The 25,364-nt window shown below is 33.6% G+C and carries 22 protein-coding genes; 15 read left to right on the top strand and 7 right to left on the bottom strand.

Features of this window, described 5'->3' with window-relative positions; genetic code table 11:
* Positions 1 to 175 precede the first annotated feature (175 nt).
* Entirely contained in the window at positions 176 to 1,390 is a 1,215-nt protein-coding gene (locus tag AST99_RS15355; RefSeq protein ID WP_057783220.1) for a TlpA family protein disulfide reductase, read from the top strand.
* Between the two features lies 1 nt (position 1,391).
* On the opposite strand, the gene recG is transcribed toward AST99_RS15355, so the two are convergent.
* Entirely contained in the window at positions 1,392 to 3,494 is a 2,103-nt protein-coding gene (gene recG / locus AST99_RS15350; RefSeq protein WP_057783218.1) for an ATP-dependent DNA helicase RecG, read from the bottom strand.
* Between the two features lie 82 nt (positions 3,495 to 3,576).
* Between recG and AST99_RS15345 the strand changes: the two genes are divergently transcribed.
* Complete coding sequence (locus AST99_RS15345; RefSeq protein WP_057783216.1) at positions 3,577 to 5,586, top strand: M1 family metallopeptidase; 2,010 nt, start codon at positions 3,577 to 3,579, stop codon at positions 5,584 to 5,586.
* 4 nt (positions 5,587 to 5,590) lie between these two features.
* Complete coding sequence (locus AST99_RS15340) at positions 5,591 to 6,508, top strand: patatin-like phospholipase family protein (protein ID WP_057783214.1); 918 nt, start codon at positions 5,591 to 5,593, stop codon at positions 6,506 to 6,508.
* A gap of 20 nt (positions 6,509 to 6,528) precedes the next feature.
* On the opposite strand, the gene AST99_RS15335 is transcribed toward AST99_RS15340, so the two are convergent.
* The 3 genes from AST99_RS15335 to AST99_RS15325 all read right to left on the bottom strand — a co-directional run bounded on the left by AST99_RS15335 (position 6,529) and on the right by AST99_RS15325 (position 9,476).
* Positions 6,529 to 6,987, bottom strand: coding sequence for a lipocalin-like domain-containing protein (locus tag AST99_RS15335; RefSeq protein ID WP_057783212.1), 459 nt, complete (start codon positions 6,985 to 6,987; stop codon positions 6,529 to 6,531).
* A gap of 332 nt (positions 6,988 to 7,319) precedes the next feature.
* Positions 7,320 to 7,841 carry a DUF7935 family protein gene (locus AST99_RS15330; RefSeq protein ID WP_057783210.1) on the bottom strand — a complete coding sequence of 174 codons (522 nt, stop codon included), beginning with the start codon at positions 7,839 to 7,841 and terminating at the stop codon, positions 7,320 to 7,322.
* An 84-nt stretch (positions 7,842 to 7,925) separates the two neighbouring features.
* Positions 7,926 to 9,476: an FMN-binding glutamate synthase family protein gene (locus AST99_RS15325; RefSeq protein ID WP_057783207.1), complete on the bottom strand. Its 1,551-nt coding sequence runs from the start codon at positions 9,474 to 9,476 to the stop codon at positions 7,926 to 7,928.
* Between the two features lie 120 nt (positions 9,477 to 9,596).
* Between AST99_RS15325 and AST99_RS15320 the strand changes: the two genes are divergently transcribed.
* Together AST99_RS15320 and AST99_RS15315 are read left to right on the top strand one after the other, a co-directional pair.
* Positions 9,597 to 11,183, top strand: coding sequence for a hypothetical protein (locus tag AST99_RS15320; protein ID WP_057783205.1), 1,587 nt, complete (start codon positions 9,597 to 9,599; stop codon positions 11,181 to 11,183).
* 112 nt (positions 11,184 to 11,295) lie between these two features.
* Positions 11,296 to 13,644, top strand: a complete 2,349-nt coding sequence (locus AST99_RS15315) for an ATP-dependent helicase (RefSeq protein WP_057783203.1) — start codon at positions 11,296 to 11,298, stop codon at positions 13,642 to 13,644.
* 132 nt (positions 13,645 to 13,776) lie between these two features.
* Here the strand turns inward: AST99_RS15315 and AST99_RS15310 are convergent, their stop codons facing one another.
* A complete protein-coding gene (locus AST99_RS15310) occupies positions 13,777 to 14,640 on the bottom strand; it encodes an alpha/beta hydrolase (RefSeq protein ID WP_057783201.1) in 864 nt (287 codons plus the stop codon).
* Positions 14,641 to 14,686: 46 nt separating this feature from the next.
* On the opposite strand from AST99_RS15310, the gene AST99_RS15305 reads away from it, so the two are divergent.
* The 4 genes from AST99_RS15305 to priA are packed head-to-tail and all read left to right on the top strand — an operon-like array spanning position 14,687 to position 19,623.
* Positions 14,687 to 15,307 (top strand): L-threonylcarbamoyladenylate synthase, encoded by a 621-nt coding sequence (locus AST99_RS15305; protein ID WP_057783200.1) that lies wholly within the window; start codon positions 14,687 to 14,689, stop codon positions 15,305 to 15,307.
* Between the two features lie 57 nt (positions 15,308 to 15,364).
* Entirely contained in the window at positions 15,365 to 16,222 is an 858-nt protein-coding gene (nadC, locus tag AST99_RS15300) for a carboxylating nicotinate-nucleotide diphosphorylase (protein WP_057783198.1), read from the top strand.
* Positions 16,223 to 16,224: 2 nt separating this feature from the next.
* Positions 16,225 to 17,166, top strand: a complete 942-nt coding sequence (locus AST99_RS15295; RefSeq protein WP_057783195.1) for a YihY/virulence factor BrkB family protein — start codon at positions 16,225 to 16,227, stop codon at positions 17,164 to 17,166.
* Between the two features lie 3 nt (positions 17,167 to 17,169).
* Positions 17,170 to 19,623: a replication restart helicase PriA gene (gene priA / locus AST99_RS15290; protein ID WP_057783193.1), complete on the top strand. Its 2,454-nt coding sequence runs from the start codon at positions 17,170 to 17,172 to the stop codon at positions 19,621 to 19,623.
* Here the strand turns inward: priA and AST99_RS15285 are convergent.
* The gene (locus AST99_RS15285; protein WP_057783379.1) at positions 19,620 to 20,315 is read right to left on the bottom strand and encodes a LytR/AlgR family response regulator transcription factor; all 696 of its coding nucleotides are present in this window, start codon (positions 20,313 to 20,315) and stop codon (positions 19,620 to 19,622) included. The two genes, priA and AST99_RS15285, sit on opposite strands and share 4 nt — an antisense overlap.
* A 207-nt stretch (positions 20,316 to 20,522) precedes the next feature.
* Here AST99_RS15285 and rpsF point away from each other — a divergent pair, with 207 nt between their 5' ends.
* The 5 genes from rpsF to AST99_RS15260 all read left to right on the top strand — a co-directional run bounded on the left by rpsF (position 20,523) and on the right by AST99_RS15260 (position 23,023).
* A complete protein-coding gene (gene rpsF / locus AST99_RS15280) occupies positions 20,523 to 20,861 on the top strand; it encodes a 30S ribosomal protein S6 (protein WP_057783192.1) in 339 nt (112 codons plus the stop codon).
* A gap of 2 nt (positions 20,862 to 20,863) precedes the next feature.
* The gene (rpsR, locus tag AST99_RS15275) at positions 20,864 to 21,160 is read left to right on the top strand and encodes a 30S ribosomal protein S18 (RefSeq protein ID WP_038528424.1); all 297 of its coding nucleotides are present in this window, start codon (positions 20,864 to 20,866) and stop codon (positions 21,158 to 21,160) included.
* A 13-nt stretch (positions 21,161 to 21,173) separates the two neighbouring features.
* Complete coding sequence (gene rplI / locus AST99_RS15270; protein ID WP_057783190.1) at positions 21,174 to 21,626, top strand: 50S ribosomal protein L9; 453 nt, start codon at positions 21,174 to 21,176, stop codon at positions 21,624 to 21,626.
* 68 nt (positions 21,627 to 21,694) lie between these two features.
* Positions 21,695 to 22,543, top strand: a complete 849-nt coding sequence (locus AST99_RS15265) for a glycerophosphodiester phosphodiesterase family protein (RefSeq protein ID WP_057783189.1) — start codon at positions 21,695 to 21,697, stop codon at positions 22,541 to 22,543.
* Positions 22,544 to 22,549: 6 nt separating this feature from the next.
* The gene (locus AST99_RS15260) at positions 22,550 to 23,023 is read left to right on the top strand and encodes a DUF6495 family protein (protein ID WP_057783187.1); all 474 of its coding nucleotides are present in this window, start codon (positions 22,550 to 22,552) and stop codon (positions 23,021 to 23,023) included.
* Positions 23,024 to 23,031: 8 nt separating this feature from the next.
* Here AST99_RS15260 and AST99_RS15255 read toward each other — a convergent pair whose 3' ends face one another.
* Positions 23,032 to 24,270, bottom strand: coding sequence for an ABC transporter permease (locus tag AST99_RS15255; protein WP_057783184.1), 1,239 nt, complete (start codon positions 24,268 to 24,270; stop codon positions 23,032 to 23,034).
* A gap of 129 nt (positions 24,271 to 24,399) precedes the next feature.
* Between AST99_RS15255 and AST99_RS15250 the strand changes: the two genes are divergently transcribed.
* The coding region (locus tag AST99_RS15250; RefSeq protein ID WP_057783181.1) for a histidine--tRNA ligase at positions 24,400 to 25,364 on the top strand (965 nt) is incomplete at its 3' end.

The following is a 25,364-nucleotide window of genomic DNA, read 5'->3' as shown; positions in this document are numbered from 1 at the left end:
TTTCTAATTAAAAAGATGCTTTTTGGTTCGTGTTTAATCTGTTTTTTATGATGTAGGTAAAAAATGAATGTTTATAAAGCGTATATGGTAATAATTGAACGCCTTTAAACTGGTAAAATGTTTTTTATTGTAAGTATTTTTATGTTTCTTCGATTACTAATAAAATTTTTAATTTATGCGTTATTTCTTATTGCTATGTCTGGCTTTGTGTTTGTGTAATTGTAAAGAATCTCAACCTGAAAAATTAAAAAAAGGGATGTGGAGAGCGACTTTAGAAACTCAAGATAACGAGATGTTACCTTTTAATTTTGAAGTGATTAATGATACTGTGTTAACCATTTTTAATGCAGAAGAACATATTAATGTTGATGAAATTACTTATACTAAGGATAGCATAACCATTAAACCTCCAGTTTTTGAAGGATATATTAAAGCAAAACGAATGGATGCCAATACCATTCAAGGGGAATTTATTATTGAAGGACTAGACCGTACCATGTTTTTTAAAGCAGAATATGGTCATGCAAATCGATTTGAAACAAGTCAAGATGCAGTTGTAAATGCTGAAGGTGTTTGGGAGACTGTATTTAGTCCAGATAGTCCTGAAGATATGTATTTGGGAAAAGGTATATTTAAGCAAGAAGGAAATAAGGTTACAGGAACGTTTAGAACAACCACTGGTGATTATCGTTTTTTAGAAGGCGCTATAGAAGGTAAAACGATGAAACTTTCTGCTTTTGATGGTGCTCATGCATTTTTATTTACTGCCGAGGTAGGAGATAGTATTATGACGGGAACATTTTATTCGGGAAACCATTACAAAGAGCCATTCACTGCAAAACGTAATGCTGAGTTTGAATTAGCAGATGCCGATTCCTTAACCTTTTTAAAACCAGGTTATGATGCCTTAGCTTTTTCATTTCCAGATCACACGGGGAAGATGGTGTCTTTGTCGGACGAGCAATTTAAAGATAAAGTGGTTGTAGTACAACTTATGGGAAGTTGGTGTCCGAATTGTTTAGATGAAAGTAAATATTTTGTAGAGTATTTAAAAACGCATACCTCTCAAGATATTGCATTTGTAGGTTTGGCTTTTGAGTATGCTAAAACTGAAGCAAAAGCGTTCCAAAATATTGAACGATTAAAAACACGATTAGGCATTCCTTATCCTGTGTTATTAGCGCAATATGGTTCTACAGATAAAGCAGCTGCACAAGAAAAATTACCAATGCTAAATCATGTTTTATCTTACCCAACGGCTATTTATGTAGATAAAAATGGAAAGGTGAGAAAGATACATACAGGGTTTAACGGACCAGCTACAGGAGATTTGTATGAGGATTATAAAGCTGAATTTGAATCGTTTATTTCAAAGTTGTTAAATGAATAATTTAGCTAATGTAATTCCAAATATTCTTGTATTTAGCTAATTGTTGGTAGGTAAAAAGTATCGGACGATGCTGTTCTTTAATAAGTCTAGGGTCGTCTTTTAAAATGTTTTTAGCATGAAAACGAGCTAATTTTAAAATGTCGTTATCTTTAATAATATCGGCTATTTTTAGATTTAATATGCCACTTTGTTGGGTGCCCATGATGTCTCCTGGACCACGTAATTTTAAATCGACCTCTGCAATTTCAAATCCGTCGCTCGTTTTAACCATCGTTTCTAAACGTGTTTTGCTGTCGGCACTTAATTTATGACTCGTCATTAATATACAGAAACTCTGTTCTGCTCCACGTCCTACACGACCACGTAATTGATGTAATTGAGACAAACCAAAACGTTCGGCGCTTTCAATAATCATAACCGAAGCATTAGGTACATTTACGCCAACTTCAATTACTGTTGTGGCTACCATTATTTGAGTTTCACCTTTAATAAAACGTTGCATTTCAAATTCTTTGTCGGCAGCTTTCATTTTACCATGTACTATTGAAATCTGATATTTAGGAGAAGGGAAGTCGCGAGCAATACTTTCGTAGCCATCCATCAAGTCTTTATAATCCATATGTTCATTTTCTTGGATTAATGGATAAACAATATAAATCTGACGTCCTTTATTAATTTCATCACGAATAAATCTTAAGACTTTTAAGCGATTAGAATCAAAGCGATGTACTGTTTTTATAGGTTGTCTTCCTGGTGGTAATTCATCAATTATAGAGATGTCTAAATCACCATAAACGGACATGGCTAATGTTCTTGGAATGGGTGTCGCTGTCATCACTAAAATGTGTGGAGGTATATGATTCTTTTTCCACAATTTACTTCTTTGTGCCACTCCAAAACGATGTTGTTCGTCTATAATTGCAAGCCCTAAATTATTAAATTTCACCTTGTCTTCAAGGAGCGCATGTGTACCAATAAGGATGTCTAATTCACCATTTTCTAAAGCGTTATGGATTATTTTTCTATCTGAAGTTTTAGTTGATCCAGTAAGGAGTTTTATGCTGATATTTAAATCTTTACACAAGTCAACTAATCCGTTGTAATGTTGGACTGACAAAATTTCAGTAGGCGCCATTAAACAGGCTTGAAAACCGTTGTCAAGTGCGATTAACATTGACATGAGAGCAACTATAGTCTTCCCAGAACCTACATCGCCTTGTAAGAGCCGATTCATTTGCGCATTGCTTCCTAAATCTGCTCGAATTTCTTTAATAACCCGCTTTTGTGCATTGGTTAAATTGAACGGTAAATGGTTTTTAAAAAATGTATTGAAATAGGTTCCAACTTGATTGAAAGGAAACCCTTTTATTTTAGATTTATGAATTAAATTTTTCAGAATTAATTGCAACTGAATATAGAACAATTCTTCAAATTTTAAACGGAATTGTGACCTGGCTAAAAGCTCCTGATTTTTCGGAAAATGGACATTAAATAGCGCTTCAGATTTAGTGACTAATTTTAATTCAGATAACAAACCTTGAGATAAAGTTTCTTCAAATTTACCGTTAGTTTCTATAAATAACTGCTGCATGATCTTGCTCATCACGCGATTTGTTATGCCTTTATTAGATAGTTTTTCGGTAGACGGATATACAGGTTGCATGGCAGAGCGTAGATTTTTTTCGTGTTCTACTAACAATTCCATTTCTGGGTGTGGCATACTAAAAGTATTTCCAAACGCATTTGTTTTTCCAAAAACAACATAATCTGTGTTTAGTTTTATACTTTCTTTTAACCACTTAAAACCACGAAACCAAACCAGTTCCATAGCACCAGTATCATCTTTAAAAGTTGCGACCAAACGTTTACCTTTGCCTTGTGCCACTTCTTTTAAACCCACCACACGGCCAACAATTTGTACATCGGCATTATTGCGTTGCAATTGGGTGATTTTATAATATTGTGTACGATCTAAATATCGGTTTGGAAACAGATTTATTAAATCTTGATAGGTGTGTATACCAAGTTCTTTTCGGAGTAAATCTGCACGATTTGGACCGACACCTTTTAAATAATCAATTGGAGTTTGAAGCTTGGAATTCATAAAAACGAAGATAATTCTATTCCGTCAAACATAAAACCTTAAATTTTATCAATTTTACTAAAACCTTTGCTATATTTAATATATGAAGTCTTTTTTATATGTTTTTTTAGCTGTTTTTAGTAGCTTTTTATGGGGGCAACAAACAAAGCTGGTTGATTTTAAGTCGATTACCGCTAATGTTACAATTCAGCCCATTCAAAAAGAAATTTTTGGAGATGTTACTTATGTTTTTGATGTCTTAGCACCTACAGATTCTTTGTTTATCGATGCCCAACTCATGGAAATTTCCAAAGTCACCCTAAACAAACAAGATGTAGCATTTAAAAACGATGGGAATAAGCTTTGGTTACTGTCTCCTTTTAAAAGAAGTGATAACAATAAACTTGAGTTGTATTATATAGCAAATCCTAAAAAAGCCATGTATTTTGTGGGATGGGAATACGAAGGTAAGCATCAAGTTTGGACTCAAGGTCAAGGTAAGTATACAAGTAATTGGTTGCCTAGTTTTGACGATATGAACGAGAAAACAACTTTAGATCTTACTGTTAGTTTTCCTAAAGATTATCAAGTTATTGCAAATGGTGAATTAATAGAGACTAAGAAAGCAGATACATTATTAGCGTGGCATTATGTAACTAAAAACCCGATGAGTAATTATTTATTTGCAATTGCTGCCGGGATTTACGATAAAACCTTATTGTGTTCTAATAGTGGGGTGACTTTAGAATTGTATTATTATCCTGAAGATTCACTAAAAGTTGAACCCACTTACCGCTATACAGAGCAAATTTTTAATCTATTAGAGTCTGAAATTGGAGTGCCTTATCCGTGGGAAAATTATAAACAAATTCCTGTAGCCGATTTTTTATATGCAGGTATGGAAAACACGAGTGCTACTATATTTTCTGATGCTTACGTGGTAGATGCTATTGGTTTTGTAGATCGAAATTATGTAAATGTAAATGCTCACGAATTGGCACATCAATGGTTTGGCGATTTGGTTACAGAAACCTCAGGAACACACCATTGGTTGCAGGAAGGTTTTGCAACTTATTATGCTTTGTTGGCCGAACGGGATGTGTTTGGTAACGATTATTATAAAATGCGTTTGTACGAATATGCTAAAGAATTACAGGCTCAGGATGCAAATGGGCAAAGTACGGCATTGTTGAATCCGAAATCGAGCAGTACAACGTTTTATAAAAAGGGCGCTTGGTTATTGCATGCTTTACGTGAAGAAGTAGGGGATAATGCATTTAAATTGGCTGTTAAGCGTTATTTGGAAGCACATCAGTTTGAGAACGTAGACACAGACGATTTCATTAAGCAAGTTAAGCTGGCTAGCGGAAAAAACTTAGATGCTTTTTTTGATTTGTGGCTGAATTCTGAAACATTCCCAATGGATTATGTTCTAAGTCACACTAAAGATGATATGAGTTTCTACATGAAACAATTCGAGGATTTAAATTGTATGGCAGAACATGATGATCAGTTTTTATTAAATCCGTCTAAATTTTATTTTGAAAAACAGCAGCTTTTATTAAAGCATCCCGAATTAATTACAGAAGCAGTAATGCTTAAAAATGGCGTAGAAGTTAGGCAAACCATAGCACAAGTTTTAACTAAAATACCATCAGAATTACAGGAGACTTACGAAATGCTTCTAAATGATAAGTCTTACCAAACGCAAGAAATGGCACTCTATAATTTATGGGTAAATTTTCCAGAGCAACGTTTTATATATTTAGAACAAACTAAAGATTATATCGGTTTTAACTCTAAAAATATTAGGCAATTATGGTTGGTTTTAGCTTTGTCTACACCCGAATTTAAACCAGAAAACAACCAGAATTATCTAGAAGAGTTAATGCGTTACACAAGTCCTGAATATGATTTTGAAGTGCGAGAATTAGCCTTTAGTTATATAGAAGCGCTTCAGTTATATAACAAAGAAACTATATCTAATATCTTACAAGCTACGCATCATCATAATTGGAGATTAAGCAAAATGGCTAAACAGCTGTTATCTGGATTAGTGCAAAATCCAAAATACACAAGTATATTAAATCAACTTCAGCAAGACAAAAAATAATTTCATGAGAGCATTAGTAATTTCTGGAGGCGGTAGTAAAGGCGCTTTTGCAGGTGGCGTTGCACAATATTTAATAGAACAAAAAAAACGTAATTACGACATTTATTTAGGAACGTCTACAGGAAGTTTATTGATTCCGCATTTGGCAACTGGCGATTTAGATAAATTGTATAATATCTATACCAATGTATCTCAAAGTGATATTTTTAGTGTGAGTCCGTTTGTACAGCACAAAAAAGGAGATCGGGAGTATGTATCAATCAACTATTTTAATTCTGTACTTCAGTTTATGAAACGTAAACATACGTTTGGAGAAAGTAAATCGCTTAAGCGGAATATAAAAAAGAATCTGACGTTTGAAGAATTCAATCAGATTAGACGTACAAAATCGGACGTTGTAGTTACGGTCACTAATCTGTCTAAAGGTAGAGTAGAATATAAATCTATTCAAGAATGTACTTATGAAGAGTTTTGTGAGTGGATTTGGATATCATGTAATTATATTCCGTTTATGTCTATTGCCATAGTAAATGGACACGAATATGCAGATGGCGGTTATTCGTGTGTAGTGCCAATTCAAGAAGCAATTTTAAGAGGAGCCACAGAGGTTGATGCTGTAATTTTAGAGTCTGAACAGATACAAGACAATAAGGTTTTGGGGCAAAATCCGTTTTCTTTAATGATGAATTTATTCGGACATGTTATAGATCAATTAGAATATCACGATATTGTAATTGGTAAGCTTGCAGCCATCCAGAAAAATGTAAAGCTTAATTTGTATTACACACCTACACAATTAACCGAAAACTCTTTAATTTTTAGTAAACCTTTAATGGAAAAATGGTGGAAACAAGGTTTTGATTATGCTAAAATGAAACAGTTTAATGGATCCTCGTCTGTTTCAGAATATGAAACACGATAATAGTTTTATAAACCCAATAATTAATAATTTTCAGGAGCGCGTTCCCACACAACTTTAGCTGTTTGTAATTCGCCATTAAACATTACAGGTTGCTCGGTAGTTAAGATGAGAGTTTCATTATCTAATTTTATTAAGCGGACTTGTTCTTTACCTAACCAGTTAGGGAATAGACTTGCTGTTAATTCATGTGTAACAGTCTGTTTTTGTTCATCTACAAAAAAACGTCCAGAATAGGCTAAATAACCACTTGCTGCTTGCTTGTACTCTTCTGGCTTTCCGCCAAACATATCATCGGAGTCAAACATAGCGCGATCTTTTTTTTGCATTTGTGCAGACATATAGCCGTCTGGTGTATAGATTATAAAACCAGATGGTTTTTTATCTAAGGGATAAGTGATGTCTCCGTTTTCGTTTTCTTGAGTAAAATCTTTAAGGGCCCAAGCGCCTACTAATTGGTTTCTTAAATTTATATCTTTCATAATGCTTTTTTTTCTATGTAAAATTCCACTTACTATGGATGTAATTGCAGCAATGTTTACTGAGTATCTCTTGTGTAAATTTTACTTTTAATTAGTACTAGAACATTAAAATTATAAATTTAAAACTGGCTAAAACTATATTGATTGGACTTTAAGAGTAATTTAAGATGAACCTTTAAAGTATGTTAAAGCGCTTTTTTATAGAAATATGAAGAGTTAAATTCTGCTCATAGGATTATAAAAAACAAAAAGCTTCGTGAATAACACGAAGCTTTTTGTTTTCTACCGAATACTAGTAAAAACTAATTGAGTAAAACGTATAATATTTTAAATTACCACATGTCGCTTACTTCTTCTTTTATATAAGACAGGGCGGCATCGCTAGGAGCGCGTTTTTCCATCATCTCTGAAAGTATAACTTCACGCAATTTATTTGCAGAGTCTGTTTTATCTGACATTCCAGCTTTTCTTACTAATTGTATTGTTGAATTTTTAGCGGCTATAATAATGTTCCAACATTCGTCTGTGATGTAAATTTGTTGCGATAAATTGTGATCAAATTCTTGTTCAATATTGCTTATTAATAACATTTCGTAGTCCCCTTTGTCTGTAGACATGGGCTGTACACGAATTAATAATTTAGAAGGGGTGATACGTTCTAAAAACAAAGCCATACGCTCGTAAGCTTGTAAACGTAACGGCATGGCATTCACTTGCATTTCTTTTTTTAATAAAAAACGTCTTCGGCCATCTTCGTTTTTAGTATGTTCCTTAAAGAAATAAAATGCGATTAAACCTGTCACTAGAGCAGGAATAGTGTATAAAAACAAATTAATTAAAGAATCGGGATTCATAAGTATAAAATTTACGGCAAACTTAATAGGTTTTTCTGTTTCAACAAAACAAAAAAATACTTTAGACTATTATAAAATTAGTGTTTAGGTTTTATGGTGTTGTCCTCCTAAGTGTGGGCAATCTTTTAAATCTTGCATGCTTATAAAAGGGACGGGAGCTTTTTTGTATTTGTAAGTCTTGTCTAGTTTACTAGTTAAGTTTTTATCGTCTACATTTATATTAATATCTTGCATAGTAAATTCGCAAGGATGCTCGTAACCAGCAGCGTGAGTTACTTCTATAAATTCTTTGCTAAACGTTTTAAAGTATTGCGATAAACGCTCCGATTTTAATGTTGGATCTATACCATTTTGTAACCATTTACTTTGGGTGGCAACACCACTAGGACAACGGTTGGTGTGGCATACTTGTGCTTGAATACATCCTATACTTAACATGGCTTCTCTGGCAACATTTATACAATCTGCTCCCATAGCAAAAGCCATAGCTGCTTTAGCAGGGAATCCTAAACGTCCGCTTCCGATAAATACAATGCGATCTGTTAATTTGCGTTTTAAAAAGACTTTATATAATTCGCTAAATCCGTAAACCCATGGTAAAGACACGTGGTCTGCAAAACTAGGAGGCGCTGCTCCAGTTCCACCTTCACCACCATCTACAGTGATAAAATCTGGACCTTTTCCAGTTGCAATCATAAGATCGGCAAGTTCTTCCCATTGTTCTGTTTTTCCTATAGCGGCTTTTACGCCTACAGGTAAACCGGTGAGTTCTGCTATGTTTTCAATAAATTCTATAAGACCTGGAATATCTTTAAATGCGGAGTGACTTGGAGGAGAAATAACATCTTTACCTAGAGGGACGTGTCTAATTTTTGAAATTTCTTCTGTTATTTTAGCTGCTGGTAAAACGCCTCCTTTTCCAGGTTTTGCACCTTGAGATAATTTAATTTCAATAGCTTTAATAAATGGATTGGCTTCTACTAAAGCAACTAGCTTTTCCATGGAAAAATTTCCGTCGGCATCACGAATTCCAAAATAGCCTGTACCAACCTGAAATATTATATCTCCTCCATTACTATGGTATGGAGATAATCCTCCTTCACCAGTATTATGGTAAGCACCCGCGATTTGCACACCTTTATTTAAGGAATCCATAGCCTTGGCAGATAATGACCCAAAACTCATGGCCGAGATGTTTATAACAGAAGCCGGTCTGAAAGGACGTCTTCTTTTATTAAACTCGCCCATGACTTTGGCACATGGTAAAAATGTTTTGTCTATAGTATTTGGGTGATTTACTCCAGGTTTAAACGGTAACATTGCATTGTTTACAAACATATGCTGATTGGCATAAATATCGCGATCTGTTCCAAAACCTTCGTAATTATTTTCTTTTTTTGAAGAAGCATAAATCCAACCACGTTCTATACGATTAAACGGAAGTTCTTCGCGGTTATTCGCTACAAAATACTGGCGCATTTCTGGACCAATACTTTCTAAAAGGTAACGCAGATGGCCAACAATGGGAAAATTATGACTAATAGTATGTTTTTTCTGAATGAAAACGTCTCGAATTGCGATAATAATTAGGAAAAGAATAAGCCAAACCCACCAACTTACGTCGCTTAAAGTCATAATGTACCTTGTTTAAAATGTTAAAGAGGTAAATATATTATAAATAAAGCAAAAACTTGATGGAAGATTTCCTTAACATTATAGTGTCTAATAATTTATCTTATAAAATCAGCGCCAACTATGCCTAAACTTCTTAAGAAAAGTATTACTATATTACTTGTAATTGTATGTGTGTTAGGTCTTATAGTGGTGTTTTTTGCTAATACTTTTGTAGAGCAGAAGCTTAAAACGGCCTTAAAAGATTTACCAGAAACGGTTCAGTTTACATATTCAGGTTTAGCTGTTAATGTGTTTCAAGGTGAGCTTTTTGTAGAAAATCCAGAGTTAGAGGTGTCGGAATTGGATAATACAGAGATGAACTTAAAAATTAGCCTAAACAAGTTTAAGTTGGAGGAGGTGAGTTATTGGCGCTATATTTTTTATGGTGCCATACATTTAGATCGCGTTTTGTTTCAAGATGCAGATATTTTTTATGTTAAATCAAATTCTACTAAAGAGTCGGATTCTACTAACATGGATTCTTCATCAAAATCTAAAAACAAATCCATACAATTATTTAATAAAACAATTAAGATTGATCAGGTAGAATTTAATCATGCCAAATTTACAATGTATAAAGCGGCATCAGATTCGGTGTTTTTAAAATCTGAAAACCTGAATATTATGTTTCAGGATATTCTTGTAGACGAAGCTTCATCAAAAAAAAATATTCCATTTGAATATTCTAATTATCATATTTCAAGTGATTCTTTAAAATTTAATGTTGGTGTTTACGAGACTTTAAGTTTGCAAACTTTAGAATTTACTAAATCTCATTGGGTGGTCAGAGATTTTGCTTTAAAAACAAAATATTCAAAACAAGAATTAACTAGACGACTTAAAAAAGAACGGGATCATTTTAATATAGAAATGGACTCTATATACATTGAAAACCCAAGATTCGGTTTTCTAGATAAGCGCTTTTATTTTAAATCGGATACCATTACAATTCAGAAACCAGATGCAATTATTTATAGAAATAAATTGGTGGCAGACGATTATACAATTAAACCCATGTATAGTAAAATGCTACGCGATTTAAATTTCGATTTGACTATACCTGTCTTGCAATTAAATTCTGGAAGCATTGTGTACGAAGAAAAAGTGAAAGCAAATGTGCAAGCAGGAAGTATAGCTTTTAAAGATTTTAATGCAACAATTAAGCATGTAAGTAATACGTATACTTCGCCAACAAAAACAGAATTAGATATTACTACACGTTTTTTTGGACAAGCTCCATTGCATGCGAATTGGGCATTTGATGTAAATAATAACAATGACGATTTTACATTTAAAACTCAAATAGGCGTTTTACCAGCATCTCGATTAAATAGGTTTACAGAGCATAATTTAAATATAAAATTAGAAGGTCAGTTTGATAAGATTTATGCGAGAATAGATGGTAATGTAGACCGCTCAACCGTCAATTTTAATGTGAAGTACGAAGACATGAAAGTGAATATCCTTAATAAAAAGAAAAAGAGAAATCGGTTTCTGTCGTCTATAGCGAATCTGTTTATAAGAAATGATTCTGATAAAAATAAAGATGGATTTATAGAAAAAAAAGGAGCAGTTACTCGGGATAAAACCAAATCTGTTTTTAATTTTTTCTGGTTAAATATTAAGGAAGGATTAAAATTAGTGTTTATCGGAGACGGTATTATTTAATGAATTTCATCTTTATTCAAAGTGCAAATACACCAATGTTTATAATTATTTATAAATCTATTTACTTAAACGGGTTACAAAGGTTAATTTTACAATCTAAATTGTATGAACATTGGAGAAGTATTTAAGTCAGTTAAATGAAGCGCAGTTAGCACCAACCATTCAAGTAAACGGCCCTATGATTGTGATCGCAGGTGCTGGATCTGGTAAAACACGTGTGTTAACCTACAGAATAGCCTATTTAATGCATAAGGGAGTAGACCCTTTTAATATCTTGTCATTAACCTTTACCAATAAGGCTGCACGCGAAATGAAAGAGCGTATTGCATCCATAGTTGGACAAAGTGAGGCTAAAAATTTGTGGATGGGAACATTTCACTCGGTATTTGCAAAGATTCTTAGAATTGAAGCCGACCGATTAGGATATCCTGCTAATTTTACCATTTATGATGCGCAAGATTCTCAGCGTTTAATTTCATCTATTATAAAAGAGATGGGATTAGATAAAGAGTTGTATAAGTACAAATCGGTGTTTTCTAGAATTTCTTCATACAAAAACAGTTTAATTACCGTTCGTGCTTATTTTCAGAATCCAGAATTAATTGAAGCCGATACTATGGCGAGACGTCCGCGTTTAGGCGATATTTATAAAGAATATGTAGAGCGTTGTTTTAAATCTGGAGCGATGGATTTCGATGATTTATTATTGAAAACCAATGAACTTCTAACACGTTTTCCAGAAGTGTTAGCAAAATATCAAGATCGATTTAGATATATTTTGGTCGATGAGTATCAAGATACAAACCATTCACAATATTTAATAGTAAGAGCGTTGTCTGATCGTTTTCAGAACATTTGCGTAGTAGGAGATGATGCGCAGAGTATTTACGCTTTCCGTGGTGCAAATATTAATAATATTCTGAATTTCCAGAAGGATTACGACGATGTAAAGCTATTCCGATTAGAACAAAACTACAGATCGACCAAAACCATTGTAAATGCAGCCAATTCTATTATAGATAAAAATGAAACCAAATTAGATAAGGTGGTTTGGACGGCCAATGATGAAGGAAATAAAATTAAGGTAAACCGTTCCATGACCGATGGGGAAGAGGGACGATATGTAGCAAGTACCATTTTTGAAACTAAAATGAACGAGCAACTTAACCATTCAGATTTTGCTATTCTATATCGTACCAATGCGCAGTCTCGTTCTATGGAAGACGCTTTACGTAAACGCGATATTCCGTACAGAATTTATGGAGGGTTGTCTTTCTATCAGCGTAAAGAGATTAAAGATGTTTTATCGTATTTACGAATCATTATTAATCCGTCAGATGAAGAAGCTTTAAAACGTGTCATCAATTTTCCGCCAAGAGGAATTGGTCAAACCACTATAGATAAGTTGCTAATTGCTGCTAATGGGTATAAGCGTTCTATTTTTGAAGTGATGAAGCACATTGATAAGACCGAAGTGAAAATCAATTCAGGAACCAAGAATAAATTGATGGATTTTGTAACTATGGTAGAAAGTTTCCAAGTTATGAATCAGAATGTGAATGCTTTCGAACTTGCAGACCATGTAGCAAAAACTACAGGATTAATTAAAGAATTTAATAAAGATACTACGCCAGAGGGTGTGGCAAAAGTTGAAAATATTGAAGAACTTTTAAACGGTATTAAAGATTTCGTTGAAGAGCAAAAAGAAATTGCTGATACTACAGGGTCTTTAACCGAGTTTCTAGAAGATGTGGCTTTAGCAACCGATCTGGATAACGATACAGGTGAAGACGATCGTGTGGCATTAATGACCATTCACTTGGCAAAAGGATTAGAGTTTCCGTATGTGTTTATTGTAGGGCTTGAAGAAGATTTGTTCCCGAGTGCAATGAGTATGAATACGCGAAGTGAATTAGAAGAAGAACGGCGTTTATTTTATGTGGCGTTAACACGTGCAGAAAAACAAGCATATTTAACATACGCCGTATCTAGATACCGATGGGGAAAATTAGTAGATTCGGATCCAAGCCGATTTATTCAAGAGATTGATGAACAATATTTAGACATTCTAACACCAATTGAGGAGCGTAGAATGAACCCGATGTTAGATGCTAATATCTTTGGTGATGATGTGCCTAATAGAAACATTCGTTTTAAACCGGCAAAACAACTACCTATTCAGAAAAAAGGTACTACAAAATTAAAAGGACCAGAGAAAGTACAAATCAGTAATCCTAAAAATTTAAAACCTGTTAGCAAAACAAGTGCAACTTCAGAAGGTGCTAATTTATTCGATAATAAATTAACGGCCGGAAATATTGTGAAGCATTTGCGTTTTGGTAAAGGAGAAGTTCTGAAAATTGAAGGTGTAGGTGCCGACACGAAAGCTGAGATTAAATTTGAAAACGGAGGGAACAAAAAGTTATTACTTCGTTTTGCAAAATTAGAAGTTATAGGCTAGTATAGCTGTAAGTATTCTATTAAGTTACGGATATAAAAAAGTTCAGAATTGATATTAAAAGTGTCATTCTGAATTTTTTTGATTTAAATATAATCGGATTTATTGTTTTGGAATGTACTCTATTACGGATGTTTATAGTAAGTTTTCGTTAATGAATCCTTTTAGTTTAGACCAAGTATCTAATAGCTCTAAACCTGCCCAACCGTGGCCTTCTTCCGGATATAAAGTGTATTCGTGCATAACGCCCAATTCCTGAAGTTTAGTTTGTAGCGCGCTACCTTGTGTTACTGGAACCAATGGATCTTTTCCGCCATAAAATAAAATGGTTGGAGGAGCATCTTCGGTGACTTGATGATAAGGACTTACGGTCTCTAAAAATTCGGTCGTTAAGTCCAACCCGTATAATTGTGTTAGTAAAAGTAAAGTATCTGAACTGGTGTTTTCTAGATATTCCGGATCTGTAAAATTTGTAGGGCCAACAATGCTGCAAACCATTTTGGCTTGATCGGAGTTGTTAAAAGCATAACTCCACAACATGGCTAAATGTGCACCCGCACTAGTTCCTATAAATCCAAAATCGCTAGAAATTTGATAAGTATCAAGGTTAGCATTTAATTGATTGACCACAGCAGTGATGTCGTTAATTTGTGTGGGATACGCTTGTGTAGCTTCATCTACCAAACGGTAATTCATATTTAAAATAGCAACATCTGTTAAGTCTGCTTGAATTAATTGAATAAAACCATTCATATCATTTTTATCTCCAGAGGTCCATCCGCCACCATGAACCAAAATTAATGTTTTGGTATCTTCATCGCGATGTGCAGGTAAATAGATGTCGTAAGTCTGAGATTCATCATCTCCATAAGGAACATCTAATGCAACATAAGCTTCTAAATCTACAAAATCGTTCCCATCAGAATTGGAGTCCGAAGTACAAGAGTAATTCGTAACTACAATTAATAGTAGGATGATTAAGGATTTAATTGGTTTCATTATAAAATATTAATTACTTTGTAAACGATTCTACAATATACTTATTATGGCCGAGTTTATAAAAATTTATGAAGAAAATCCTAATCCTAAAGAAATAAAAAAAATTGTGGACGTTTTAAAGCGTGGCGGTTTAATTATTTACCCAACAGATACGGTTTATGGTTTAGGTTGTGATATCACTAATAATAAGGCTTTGGAGCGTATCGCGAGGATAAAAAACGTGAAATTAGAAAAAGCTAACTTCTCTTTTATTTGTTACGATTTAAGCAATTTAAGTGATTATGTGAAACAAATAGATACGTCTACCTTTAAAATTTTAAAGCGCGCATTACCTGGACCATATACTTTTATACTTCCAGGAGCCAAAACATTGCCTTCTGCATTTAAGAAAAAGAAAACAGTGGGGATTCGTGTGCCGGATAATAGAATTGCTTTAGAAATTGTAAAAGCCTTAGGGAACCCCATAGTGTCGACATCTATTCGCGATGAGGATGAGGTTTTAGAATATACTACAGATCCCGAATTAATTCATGAAAAGTGGGATAATTTAGTCGATCTGGTTGTCGATGGCGGTTATGGCGATAATCTAGCGTCTACAGTTATCGATTTTTCTGAAGACCAACCTGTAATTGTTAGAGAGGGAAAAGGAAGTTTAGAGATTTTTTAATCAGGTTTTATTCAAATTTTAAATCCGCAATTAGTAATTTAGCCACAAACAATTTTTATGATAAGTAAGGAGCAATTCGATAAAGAAATAGAAGGTATTATTCGTAATGCTGTGCGAGAAGATGTTGGTGATGGAGATCATAGTTCTTTAGCGTGTATTCCAGAAACAGCACAAGGCAAAGCGAAATTATTGGTTAAAGATCAGGGCGTAATTGCTGGTGTAGGTTTCGCTAAAAAGGTCTTTGCCTATATTGATAGCGATTTAAAAATTGAAACCCTAATAGAAGATGGTGCTAAAGTAAAATACGGCGATGTTGTGTTTTATGTAGAAGGTGCTTCGCAATCTATTTTAAAAGCAGAGCGTTTGGTTTTAAATGCCATGCAACGTATGAGTGCGATTGCTACTAAAACAAAATCCTATGTGGATTTGTTAGAGGGTACAGGGACAAAAATTCTAGATACCAGAAAAACAACACCAGGAATTCGTGCCTTAGAAAAATGGGCCGTGAAAATTGGTGGTGGAGAAAATCACAGATTTGCTTTATATGATATGATTATGTTAAAAGATAATCATATAGATTTTGCAGGTGGCATTACATCGGCAATTACTAAAACTCAGGCTTATTTAAAAGAAAATAATAAAGATCTAAAAATTATTGTTGAAGCAAGGGATCTTAAAGAAATTCAAGAGATTCTTCAGAATGATGGGATACACCGTATTCTAATCGATAACTTTAATTACGAAGATACCAAGACAGCTGTGAAGTTAATAGGCGATACTTGCCAAACAGAATCTTCTGGAGGAATTAATGAGAACACATTGAGAAAATATGCAGAATGTGGTGTAAATTACATTTCTTCTGGAGCTTTAACCCATTCTGTTTATAACATGGATTTAAGCCTGAAAGCGGTTTAACTATGACAAAACCTATAGAGGATAAACTCGATAAAATTCCAATAGTTAATTTAGTAGTTAAATTTTTTAAAACTATTAAGTTGCCTGGTCTTGAAGGCCTATCGATTTACGATTTATTAGAATTATACACTATAGGGATTTTAAAAGGGGCATTAACGTCTAGAGCGAGTGCGATTGCGTTTAATTTTTTTATGGCAATTTTTCCGTTTTTGTTATTCATATTAATCTTAATTCCGCATATCCCAATTGATGGCTTTAAACTTGAATTTTTAGATTTTTTAGAATCCTTTTTGCCTCCAACAACATCCGATTTTTTCTTCAAAAATATTTTTGAAAATATAGACCGTTCAGAACGTGGCGGATTGTTATCTACTGTATTTCTATTGTCTATTTTTTTAATGGCCAATGGGGTTAGTGCTGTGTTTTCTGCTTTCGAAAATTCCTATCATGCAGAATTGTCTAGAAACATAATAAGACAATATTTATATGCGTTAGGAGTGGCGCTAATTTTAGCCTTTTTGGTTGTTGTTTTTGTTGCTGGACTTGGTTTTGTAGAGATTTATGTACTTGGTGGTTTGTTTACTACTTTAGAGCATCAAGGTGTAGAAATAGGAGATAGCAGTATTATTTGGGTGAATATCTCTAAATATGTTTTCGGAATAATTATGATTTATCTCTCTACGGCAACTATTTATTATTTTGGAACACGAGAAGGAAAACACAGTCGGTTTTTCTCTGTAGGAGCTCTGCTAACCACATTTTTAATTGCCTCGGTGTCGTATTTATTTGGTATCTATATAGAGCAATTTTCACAATACAATGAGCTTTATGGTTCTATTGGAGCGTTACTTATTTTAATGTTTTATTTGTGGTTAAATGCCAATATTATTTTGTTAGGTTACGAGTTAAATGTGTCCTTGCGTCAATTACATAAAAGCCGCTAATTTATGCTTCATTTTATAGATGTTATACTTCCTATTCCTGTAGAGAATTTGTTTACTTACGAAATTACAGAGGCTGAATCTGGGTTTTTAAAACCAGGTATGCGAGTGGCTGTTCCTTTCGGAAAAACAAAAGTGTATACTGCAATCGTAAAAAATACGCATCATAATCCGCCAACTGTTTACGAGGCCAAACAGATACATCAAATTTTAGATGAATATCCCATTGTAACAGACATACAATTAAAACTATGGGATTGGATGGCGAATTACTATTTATGCACTGTTGGCGATGTTATGCGAGCAGCTTTGCCCAATGCTTTTATTTTAGAGAGTGAAACTTTAATTAGTAAGAATACAAAGCAGATTATAAATGATTCAGATTTAAAAGATGATGAGTTTTTAATTTATGAAGCTTTGCATCACCAATCGTCTTTGCGTATTCAAGACATTGTGGATATTGTTGATAAAAAACAAGTCTTTCCTATTATAAAACGTCTTCTAGAAAAAGGCGCCATAATTGTAGAGGAAGAAGTGTTTGAAAAGTATAAACCCAAGTTAGTTAAATATGTAAAGCTTAAAGAGCAACATACAACGTCAGAGGGTTTAAAAATATTAATGGAAGAATTAAGTCGCGCTCCAAAACAACGGGATGTGGTGATGAGTTTGTTTCAGTTAACTGCAAAGACTAAAAAGCCAATTAAAGTTTCGGAATTAGCAGAAGCAAGCGGTGCTTCAAGTAGTATTATAAAATCGCTTATTGATAAGTCTGTTTTAGATGAATATTTTATTCAAACAGATCGTGTTTCTTATGATGGAGAAGCCGTTGAAGCTTCAAAATCTTTAAATGTAGCACAAACAGAAGCTTTAGCTCAAATACAGCATAGTTTTGAATCTCATCAAGTCACATTACTTCATGGCGTAACATCTTCAGGAAAAACAGAAGTGTATGTGAAGTTAATTGAAGCCGTGCTTAAAACAGGTAAGCAAGTCCTGTATTTATTACCTGAAATAGCCTTAACAACGCAATTGGTTACAAGGTTACAAAATTACTTTGGCGATCAAGTCGCTGTATTTCACTCTAAATATTCTGCTCACGAGCGGGTAGAGGTTTGGAATAATGTTTTGTCTAATTCAGAAAAAGCGCAAGTTATTTTAGGTGCACGTTCATCAGTGTTTTTGCCATTTAAATCTTTAGGATTAATTATTGTAGATGAGGAACACGAACAATCTTTTAAGCAATTCGATCCGGCCCCTAGATATCACGCTAGAGATACTGCTGTTGTTTTAGCACATTTACATGGTACAAAGACCGTGTTGGGTTCTGCAACGCCTAGTTTAGAAAGTTATTTTAATGTGCAGCAAGGTAAATATGGTTTGGTAGAAATTACGAAACGCTATAACGATGTCTTGATGCCTAAAATAGAATTGGTAGATATTAAGGATAAGCAAAAGCGGAAGTTAATGAAAGGTCATTTTAGTGATAGAATGATTGAAGTGATGACTGAAACTTTAGAAGAAGGGCATCAAATTATACTGTTTCAAAATCGTCGTGGGTTCTCACCTATCGTCGAGTGTAAAACCTGCGGGCATTCACCACAATGTCCTAATTGCGATGTAAGTTTAACGTATCACAGTTATCGAAACCAGCTGCGTTGTCACTATTGTGGTTACAATATGGCTATGCAATTAAAATGTCAGGCTTGCGGAGACACGGCTTTAGATAGTAAAGGTTTTGGAACTGAGCAAATAGAGGAGGAGGTAAAAACCTTATTTCCTAATTACAAGTCTGGGCGTATGGATTTAGATACTACCCGTGGAAAATATGGTTACGAAAAAATTATTACCGCTTTCGAGCAGCAGGAAATGGATATTCTTGTTGGGACCCAAATGCTAACTAAAGGTTTAGATTTTAGAAATGTGGCTTTGGTAGGGATTATGAATGCCGATAATTTATTGAATTTTCCCGATTTTAGAGCGCATGAGCGTAGTTATCAATTATTATCTCAGGTTTCAGGACGTGCAGGACGAACAGAGAAACAGGGTCAGGTTTTAATTCAGACTTATAATCCGTATCACAATATACTACAGCAGGTGTCTACAAATAATTATGCCGCTATGTATAAGGAACAGATGGACGATCGTTATAATTTTAAATACCCGCCGGTATATCGATTAATTAAGATTACTTTAAAACATAAAGATTTTAATCGTGTTAATATTGCATCTCAATGGTTAGGAAAAGCGTTAAGGCAAGTGTTTGGCGATTATGTGCTAGGACCAGAAGATCCGCCAGTCTCTCGTATTCGAAATTTGTTTCATAAAAACATTCTAATTAAGGTGCCTCAAAAACAATCGTTAGGAGGTACAAAAAAAGCCATTGTTAGAATAAACAATAGCTTTAATAGTGTAAAAGATTTTAGGTCTGTGAGACTTGTAGTAAATGTAGACGCGTATTAAATGCTATTTAAAGCATCTATTAGTTGTGTTTTCTTATTTCTACTTAAAGGAATTTCGAAAGATCCAACTTCAACATTTTTACTATTAAATCGGTCTATTTTATCTAGATTAACAATGTAAGATTTATGAATTCTTAAAAACTTACCTTCAGGAAGTTCGTGTTCAAAAGCTTTCATTGTAGATAATACAACTAGGCTTGTTTCTTCGGTCACTAATTTTACGTAATCACCAAGTGCTTCAATCCATTTTATGTCGTTAATATATACTTTACGTTTTTTTAGGTTACTTTTTACAAAAATATGTTCACCTTCAGCTTCATTAAAATCTAATTTTAATTTGTGCTGTTCAATAGCTTTATCTACTGCAAGCATAAAACGCTCTCTGGTAATAGGCTTTTTAAGATAATCAGTAGCATCGTAATTAAATGCTTTAAAAGCATATTCTGTTTTACCCGTAACAAATATAATTTGGGGTTTGTTGTTTAAAACATCAAGAAGTTCAAAACCATTAAGTACAGGCATTTCTATGTCTAGAAAGATAAGGTCGACTTTGTGCGTGTTTAATCCATTTTTGGTTTCAAGCGCACTACTATACTCTGCTATTAAATTTAAAGCAGGATGATTTTCTATCAACTTTACTATGGACAGCCTTTGGATTGCCGAGTCGTCTACTACTACACAGTTTAAAGTCATAAACATTAATTGTTTGAGGTTAAGTTATCGACAATAGTACAAATAAATCGGATAAAAAACAAAAAAATATCGATAAAGTGAATCTTTTGGCATTTCGTCGAGAGACCTATATATATGGTATTATTAAATTAATTAGAAACTAGTTTGTTATATCTAATAATTATCAGTACTTTTGCAGCCATTTTTAACAATAAAATAGATTTGAATATGAATCATTATGAAGCTGTTTTCATCTTAAATCCCGTTTTATCTGAAACTCAGATAAAGGAGACAGTACAGAAATACGAAGATTTTCTTGTTTCTAACGGTGCTAAGATGATATCAAAAGAAGATTGGGGACTAAAAAAATTAGCTTACCCAATTCAAAACAAAAAAAGTGGTTTTTACCATTTATTTGAATTCCAAGTGCCAGGAGAAGTTATCACTCCATTAGAATTAGAATTTAGACGTGACGAGCGTTTTATGCGTTACTTAACTGTGAAATTAGACAAGCACGCTGTGGCTTGGGCAGAAAGAAGAAGAGTTAAACTTAAACAAAAAGCGTAATTATGTCATCTATAGAACAACAAGCAAAAGGAAAAAAAGACGGTGAGATTAGATACTTAACGCCTTTAAACATTGAAACTAATAAGCAAAAGAAATACTGTCGTTTCAAAAAATCAGGTATCAAATATGTGGACTACAAAGACGCAGATTGGTTATTAAGATTTGTAAACGAGCAAGGTAAAATTTTACCTCGTCGTTTAACTGGAACGTCTTTAAAGTATCAAAGAAAAGTGTCTGTAGCTGTAAAAAGAGCACGTCACTTAGCTTTAATGCCTTATGTAGCTGATTTATTAAAATAAAATACCGATAACAATGGAACTTATATTAAAACAAGACGTTGAAAATTTAGGATTTAAAGACGATGTTGTAACAGTTAAGAACGGTTATGGTAGAAACTTTTTAATTCCTCAAGGAAGTGCTATTTTAGCTACACCTTCTTCTAAGAAAGTATTAGCTGAAAACTTAAAGCAAAGAGCTTTTAAAGAAAAGAAAATTGTTGATGATGCTAACGTAATAGCTGAAGCTTTAAAAGCTTTAGATATTAAAATTTCATCTAAAGTAGGATCTGGAGATAAATTATTCGGATCTGTAAATAACATTGATCTTGCTGAAGCTATCGCTAAAGAAGGTCAGTCTATCGACAAAAAATACATCACTGTAATTGGTGGTAGTGTTAAACGTTTAGGTAAATACGAAGCCGTAATACGTTTACACCGTGAAGTAACAGTTGATTTCCCTTTTGAAGTAGTTGCACAAGCAAACTAATTTAAAAGCGATTATAATATTAAAACCGTTTAGACTTGTTCTAAACGGTTTTTTTAATTAAAAAAAGCATGAAATATTTTATTTTTGCAGTTACTATATTTTGTTTTATTAGCTGTAGTGAGACTACAAGTAAAAATTCTAAATTAATTGAAACCTTTAAAGCTTCAAATACAGAATTACCACGAATAAGTGTGCATCGCGGTGGAAAAAATTTACTTCACTATCCCGAAAATTGCTTAGAAACATTACAATATGTAAACGATAGCATTTTTGCGATATACGAGATTGATGTGGCACAAACAAAAGATGGTAAGCTTGTTTTAATGCACGACAACGCAATAGATAGAACGTCTACTGGTACTGGGGTAATTAAAAATTTAACCTATAAAGAATTGACCGCTTTTAATTTGGAAGATGATTATGGAAATGTTACCAATTTTAAAATCCCCTTATTTAAAGATGTTTTAAAATGGGCTAAAACAAATAACGTAATACTTACCATAGATATAAAACGAAGTGTGAGTCAAAAGGTAGTAATTGATGCCATAAGAGACATGAAAGCCGAAGATGTAAGTGTAATTATTACATACGATGTCGAGCAAGCCACCACTGCATACGCCTTGGCTCCAGAATTATTATTGTCTGTATCTGCTAGAAATGAAGATGAATTTAATCGGTTATTAGATGCTAAAATTCCAACTAAAAATATGCTTGCTTTTACAGGTACACGATTATCTAATGCCTCTCTTTTTGATAAATTACATGCAGAAGATATTGTGTGTATGCTAGGTACATTAGGAAACTTAGATAAACAAGCAACAGTAAAAGGAGAACAGAGTTATGTTCGCTGGAAGGCTTTGGGGGTAGATATCTTTGCTACAGACAGACCTTTCGCAGTTTATAATGCCATAAAATAAAAAATAATGAAATACGCTAGACTTACAAAAGAACAATTCGAAGAATTACATCAAGAATTTATTAATTTTTTAGCGACACAATCTATTGATGCTAAAGAATGGAAAACCATTAAAGAGACTAAACCTGAAGTTGCCGAACAAGAATTAGATGTGTTTAGCGATTTGGTTTGGGAAGGTGTGTTAAGTAAAGTTAAGTACTTAGAACATATTTCTGGACAGCATATGCACTTATTTGCATTGGCCGACACAAATATGCACTTGGTTGCCATTAAACTTAAAAACGATAAAGACTTAGCGACAAAAGAAGGTTTTGAGTGGTTAAGAAAAAACTTACTACACGACGATGTTGAGTTTCTTCAAGCCAATAAAACGTATTCTGAAGATAAAAATCTTGACATTTTTAAATTGATACAACAAGGTGCAAATATTACCAAAGGTGAATTGTATACTTATTTTAACGATTTAGTAAACGCTGATTAATACGTTATTTATTCGTAGCGTAACGATTCTATTGGATCTAATTTAGAAGCTTTAGATGCAGGATAAGATCCTGAAATAATAGCTACAATAAAGGTTATTACGCTAGCCCAAATCATAGCAGACCACGGCATGCTAAATTCAAAATCGACAGCAGAAGCAAATACGATACCTATTAGAATACCTAGTATCATGCCTAATAATCCGCCTAACTGACCGATTATTATGGTTTCTATAAAGAACTGAAAAGCTATGGTGCCTTGTTTTGCACCTAATGCTTTTCTCACACCAATTTCACGTGTGCGTTCGCTCACAGAAACCAACATAATGTTCATAAGCGCGATAGACGATCCTAAAATGGTAATGATACTAATAATCCAAGCAGCGGTAGATAATACACCTGTAATGGCGCCAATTCGGTTAATTAAATCGTCGCTACGTTCCATACCAAAGTTATTATCTTCAACCGGATTTAATCCTCTAATATTTCTAAAAGTGACTATAGCATCATCTTGAGCTTGTTCAAGTAATTCTTTCTTTTCAACCATTACGCTTAACGCATAATTTATATTTGAGTTTGTAAAAATAGAACGTGCTTTCTGCAAAGGCATAATTACTCGCAAATCTTGATTATTTCCAAAGGTAGAGCCTTTAGATTCTAAAGCACCAATGACTTTAAATTTAAAACCTCTTATAGATATGGTTTTATCAACCGGACTCTCATCTTTAAATAATGCTTTTACCAAATCGCTTCCTATAATACAAACGTTAGAATTATTGTCGACTTCTAAAGCATTAAATTCTCGTCCCTGATCTACTTTTAAGCCTGAGTTCTGTATAAAGTTTTCATTCGCACCAACCACTTTAACTTCAGGATCTGTTTTTTCGTTTTCAAATTTCACCTCGGCGATAGACGTTCCAGTAAATGATACCGATGTTTTTGTAAATGGAAAATTGTATTGATCTTCGAAATCGCGAATGTTTTGATAACTAATAATCGGATTTACTTTTTGGCGCTCTCCAGCTTGACGTCTAGCTGTAAACTCATAACGTTGAATATTAAAGGTATTTGCTCCCATAGAAGAGAAGTCACTAGAAATAGTAGTTTCAAGTGCAGATACTGCACTTAAAATCCCCACTAAAGCCGTAATTCCTATGGCAATAATAAGCACTGTTAATATGGTTCGCAGTAACTGACCTTTAATAGAATCGAAAGCAATTCTAATATTTTCTCGAACAAGTGAAAACATGAATATATAGTTATTGGTTGGGTGTTTTAATATAAGACTATCAAAACGGAATAAAGTTACTATAAAATTGAATTATCTTATTAAGTCACATCAAAAATTTAGATATTTGTGCTCAAATTAAAAATATCAATGGCACAAAAACCAAGCATTCCAAAAGGAACACGCGATTTTAATCCGGAACAAGTTGCAAAACGTCAATATATATTTAAAACCATTCAGCATGTTTTTGAAACGTATGGTTTTCAACCTATAGAAACCCCAAGTTTTGAGAATTCTGAAACTTTAATGGGAAAATATGGTGATGAAGGCGATCGATTGATTTTTAAAATTTTGAATTCAGGTGATTATCTAAATAAGGTAAATGATGAATTGTATGCTGAAAAGGATGCAACCAAAATGACCTCTAAGATTTCTGAAAAAGCATTGCGTTACGATTTAACTGTGCCGTTTGCTAGATATGTAGTACAACACCAAAATGACATTGAATTTCCGTTTAAGCGTTATCAAATGCAACCTGTATGGCGTGCAGACCGTCCGCAAAAAGGGCGTTTTAGAGAATTTAATCAATGCGACGCAGATGTTGTAGGGTCTAAATCACTTTGGCAAGAAGTAGAATTTATACAGTTATATGATGCTGTGTTTACCGCTTTACAATTAGAAGGTGTTACTATTAAAATTAATAACCGTAAAATATTAGCTGGAATTGCTGAAGTTATCGGAGCCCAAGACAAGCTTATCGATTTTACAGTAGCTTTAGATAAGTTAGATAAAATAGGTGAGGAGAAGGTAAAAGAAGAAATGTTAGGCAAAGGTATTCCGCAAGCCGGCATAGATAAATTACAACCACTTTTTACATTGTCTGGAACTTTTGAGGAACAAATACACAGTTTAAAAACTATTTTAAGTACTTCTGAAGAAGGTTTAAAAGGTGTTGAAGAATTAGAGTTTATAAATACAGGTATTGAAACCTTAGGTTTAAAAACGGCTGCATTGCAATTAGATGTGACTTTAGCTCGTGGATTGAATTATTATACAGGTGCTATTTTTGAAGTGGCTGCACCAAAAACCGTTCAAATGGGATCTATTGGCGGTGG

Origin of the sequence: Formosa algae (assembly GCF_001439665.1) — a bacterium.
Classification (GTDB): domain Bacteria; phylum Bacteroidota; class Bacteroidia; order Flavobacteriales; family Flavobacteriaceae; genus Formosa; species Formosa algae.
The sequence above is the reverse complement of the archived record's forward strand: the minus strand, read 5'-3'. Positions and strand labels throughout refer to the sequence as shown.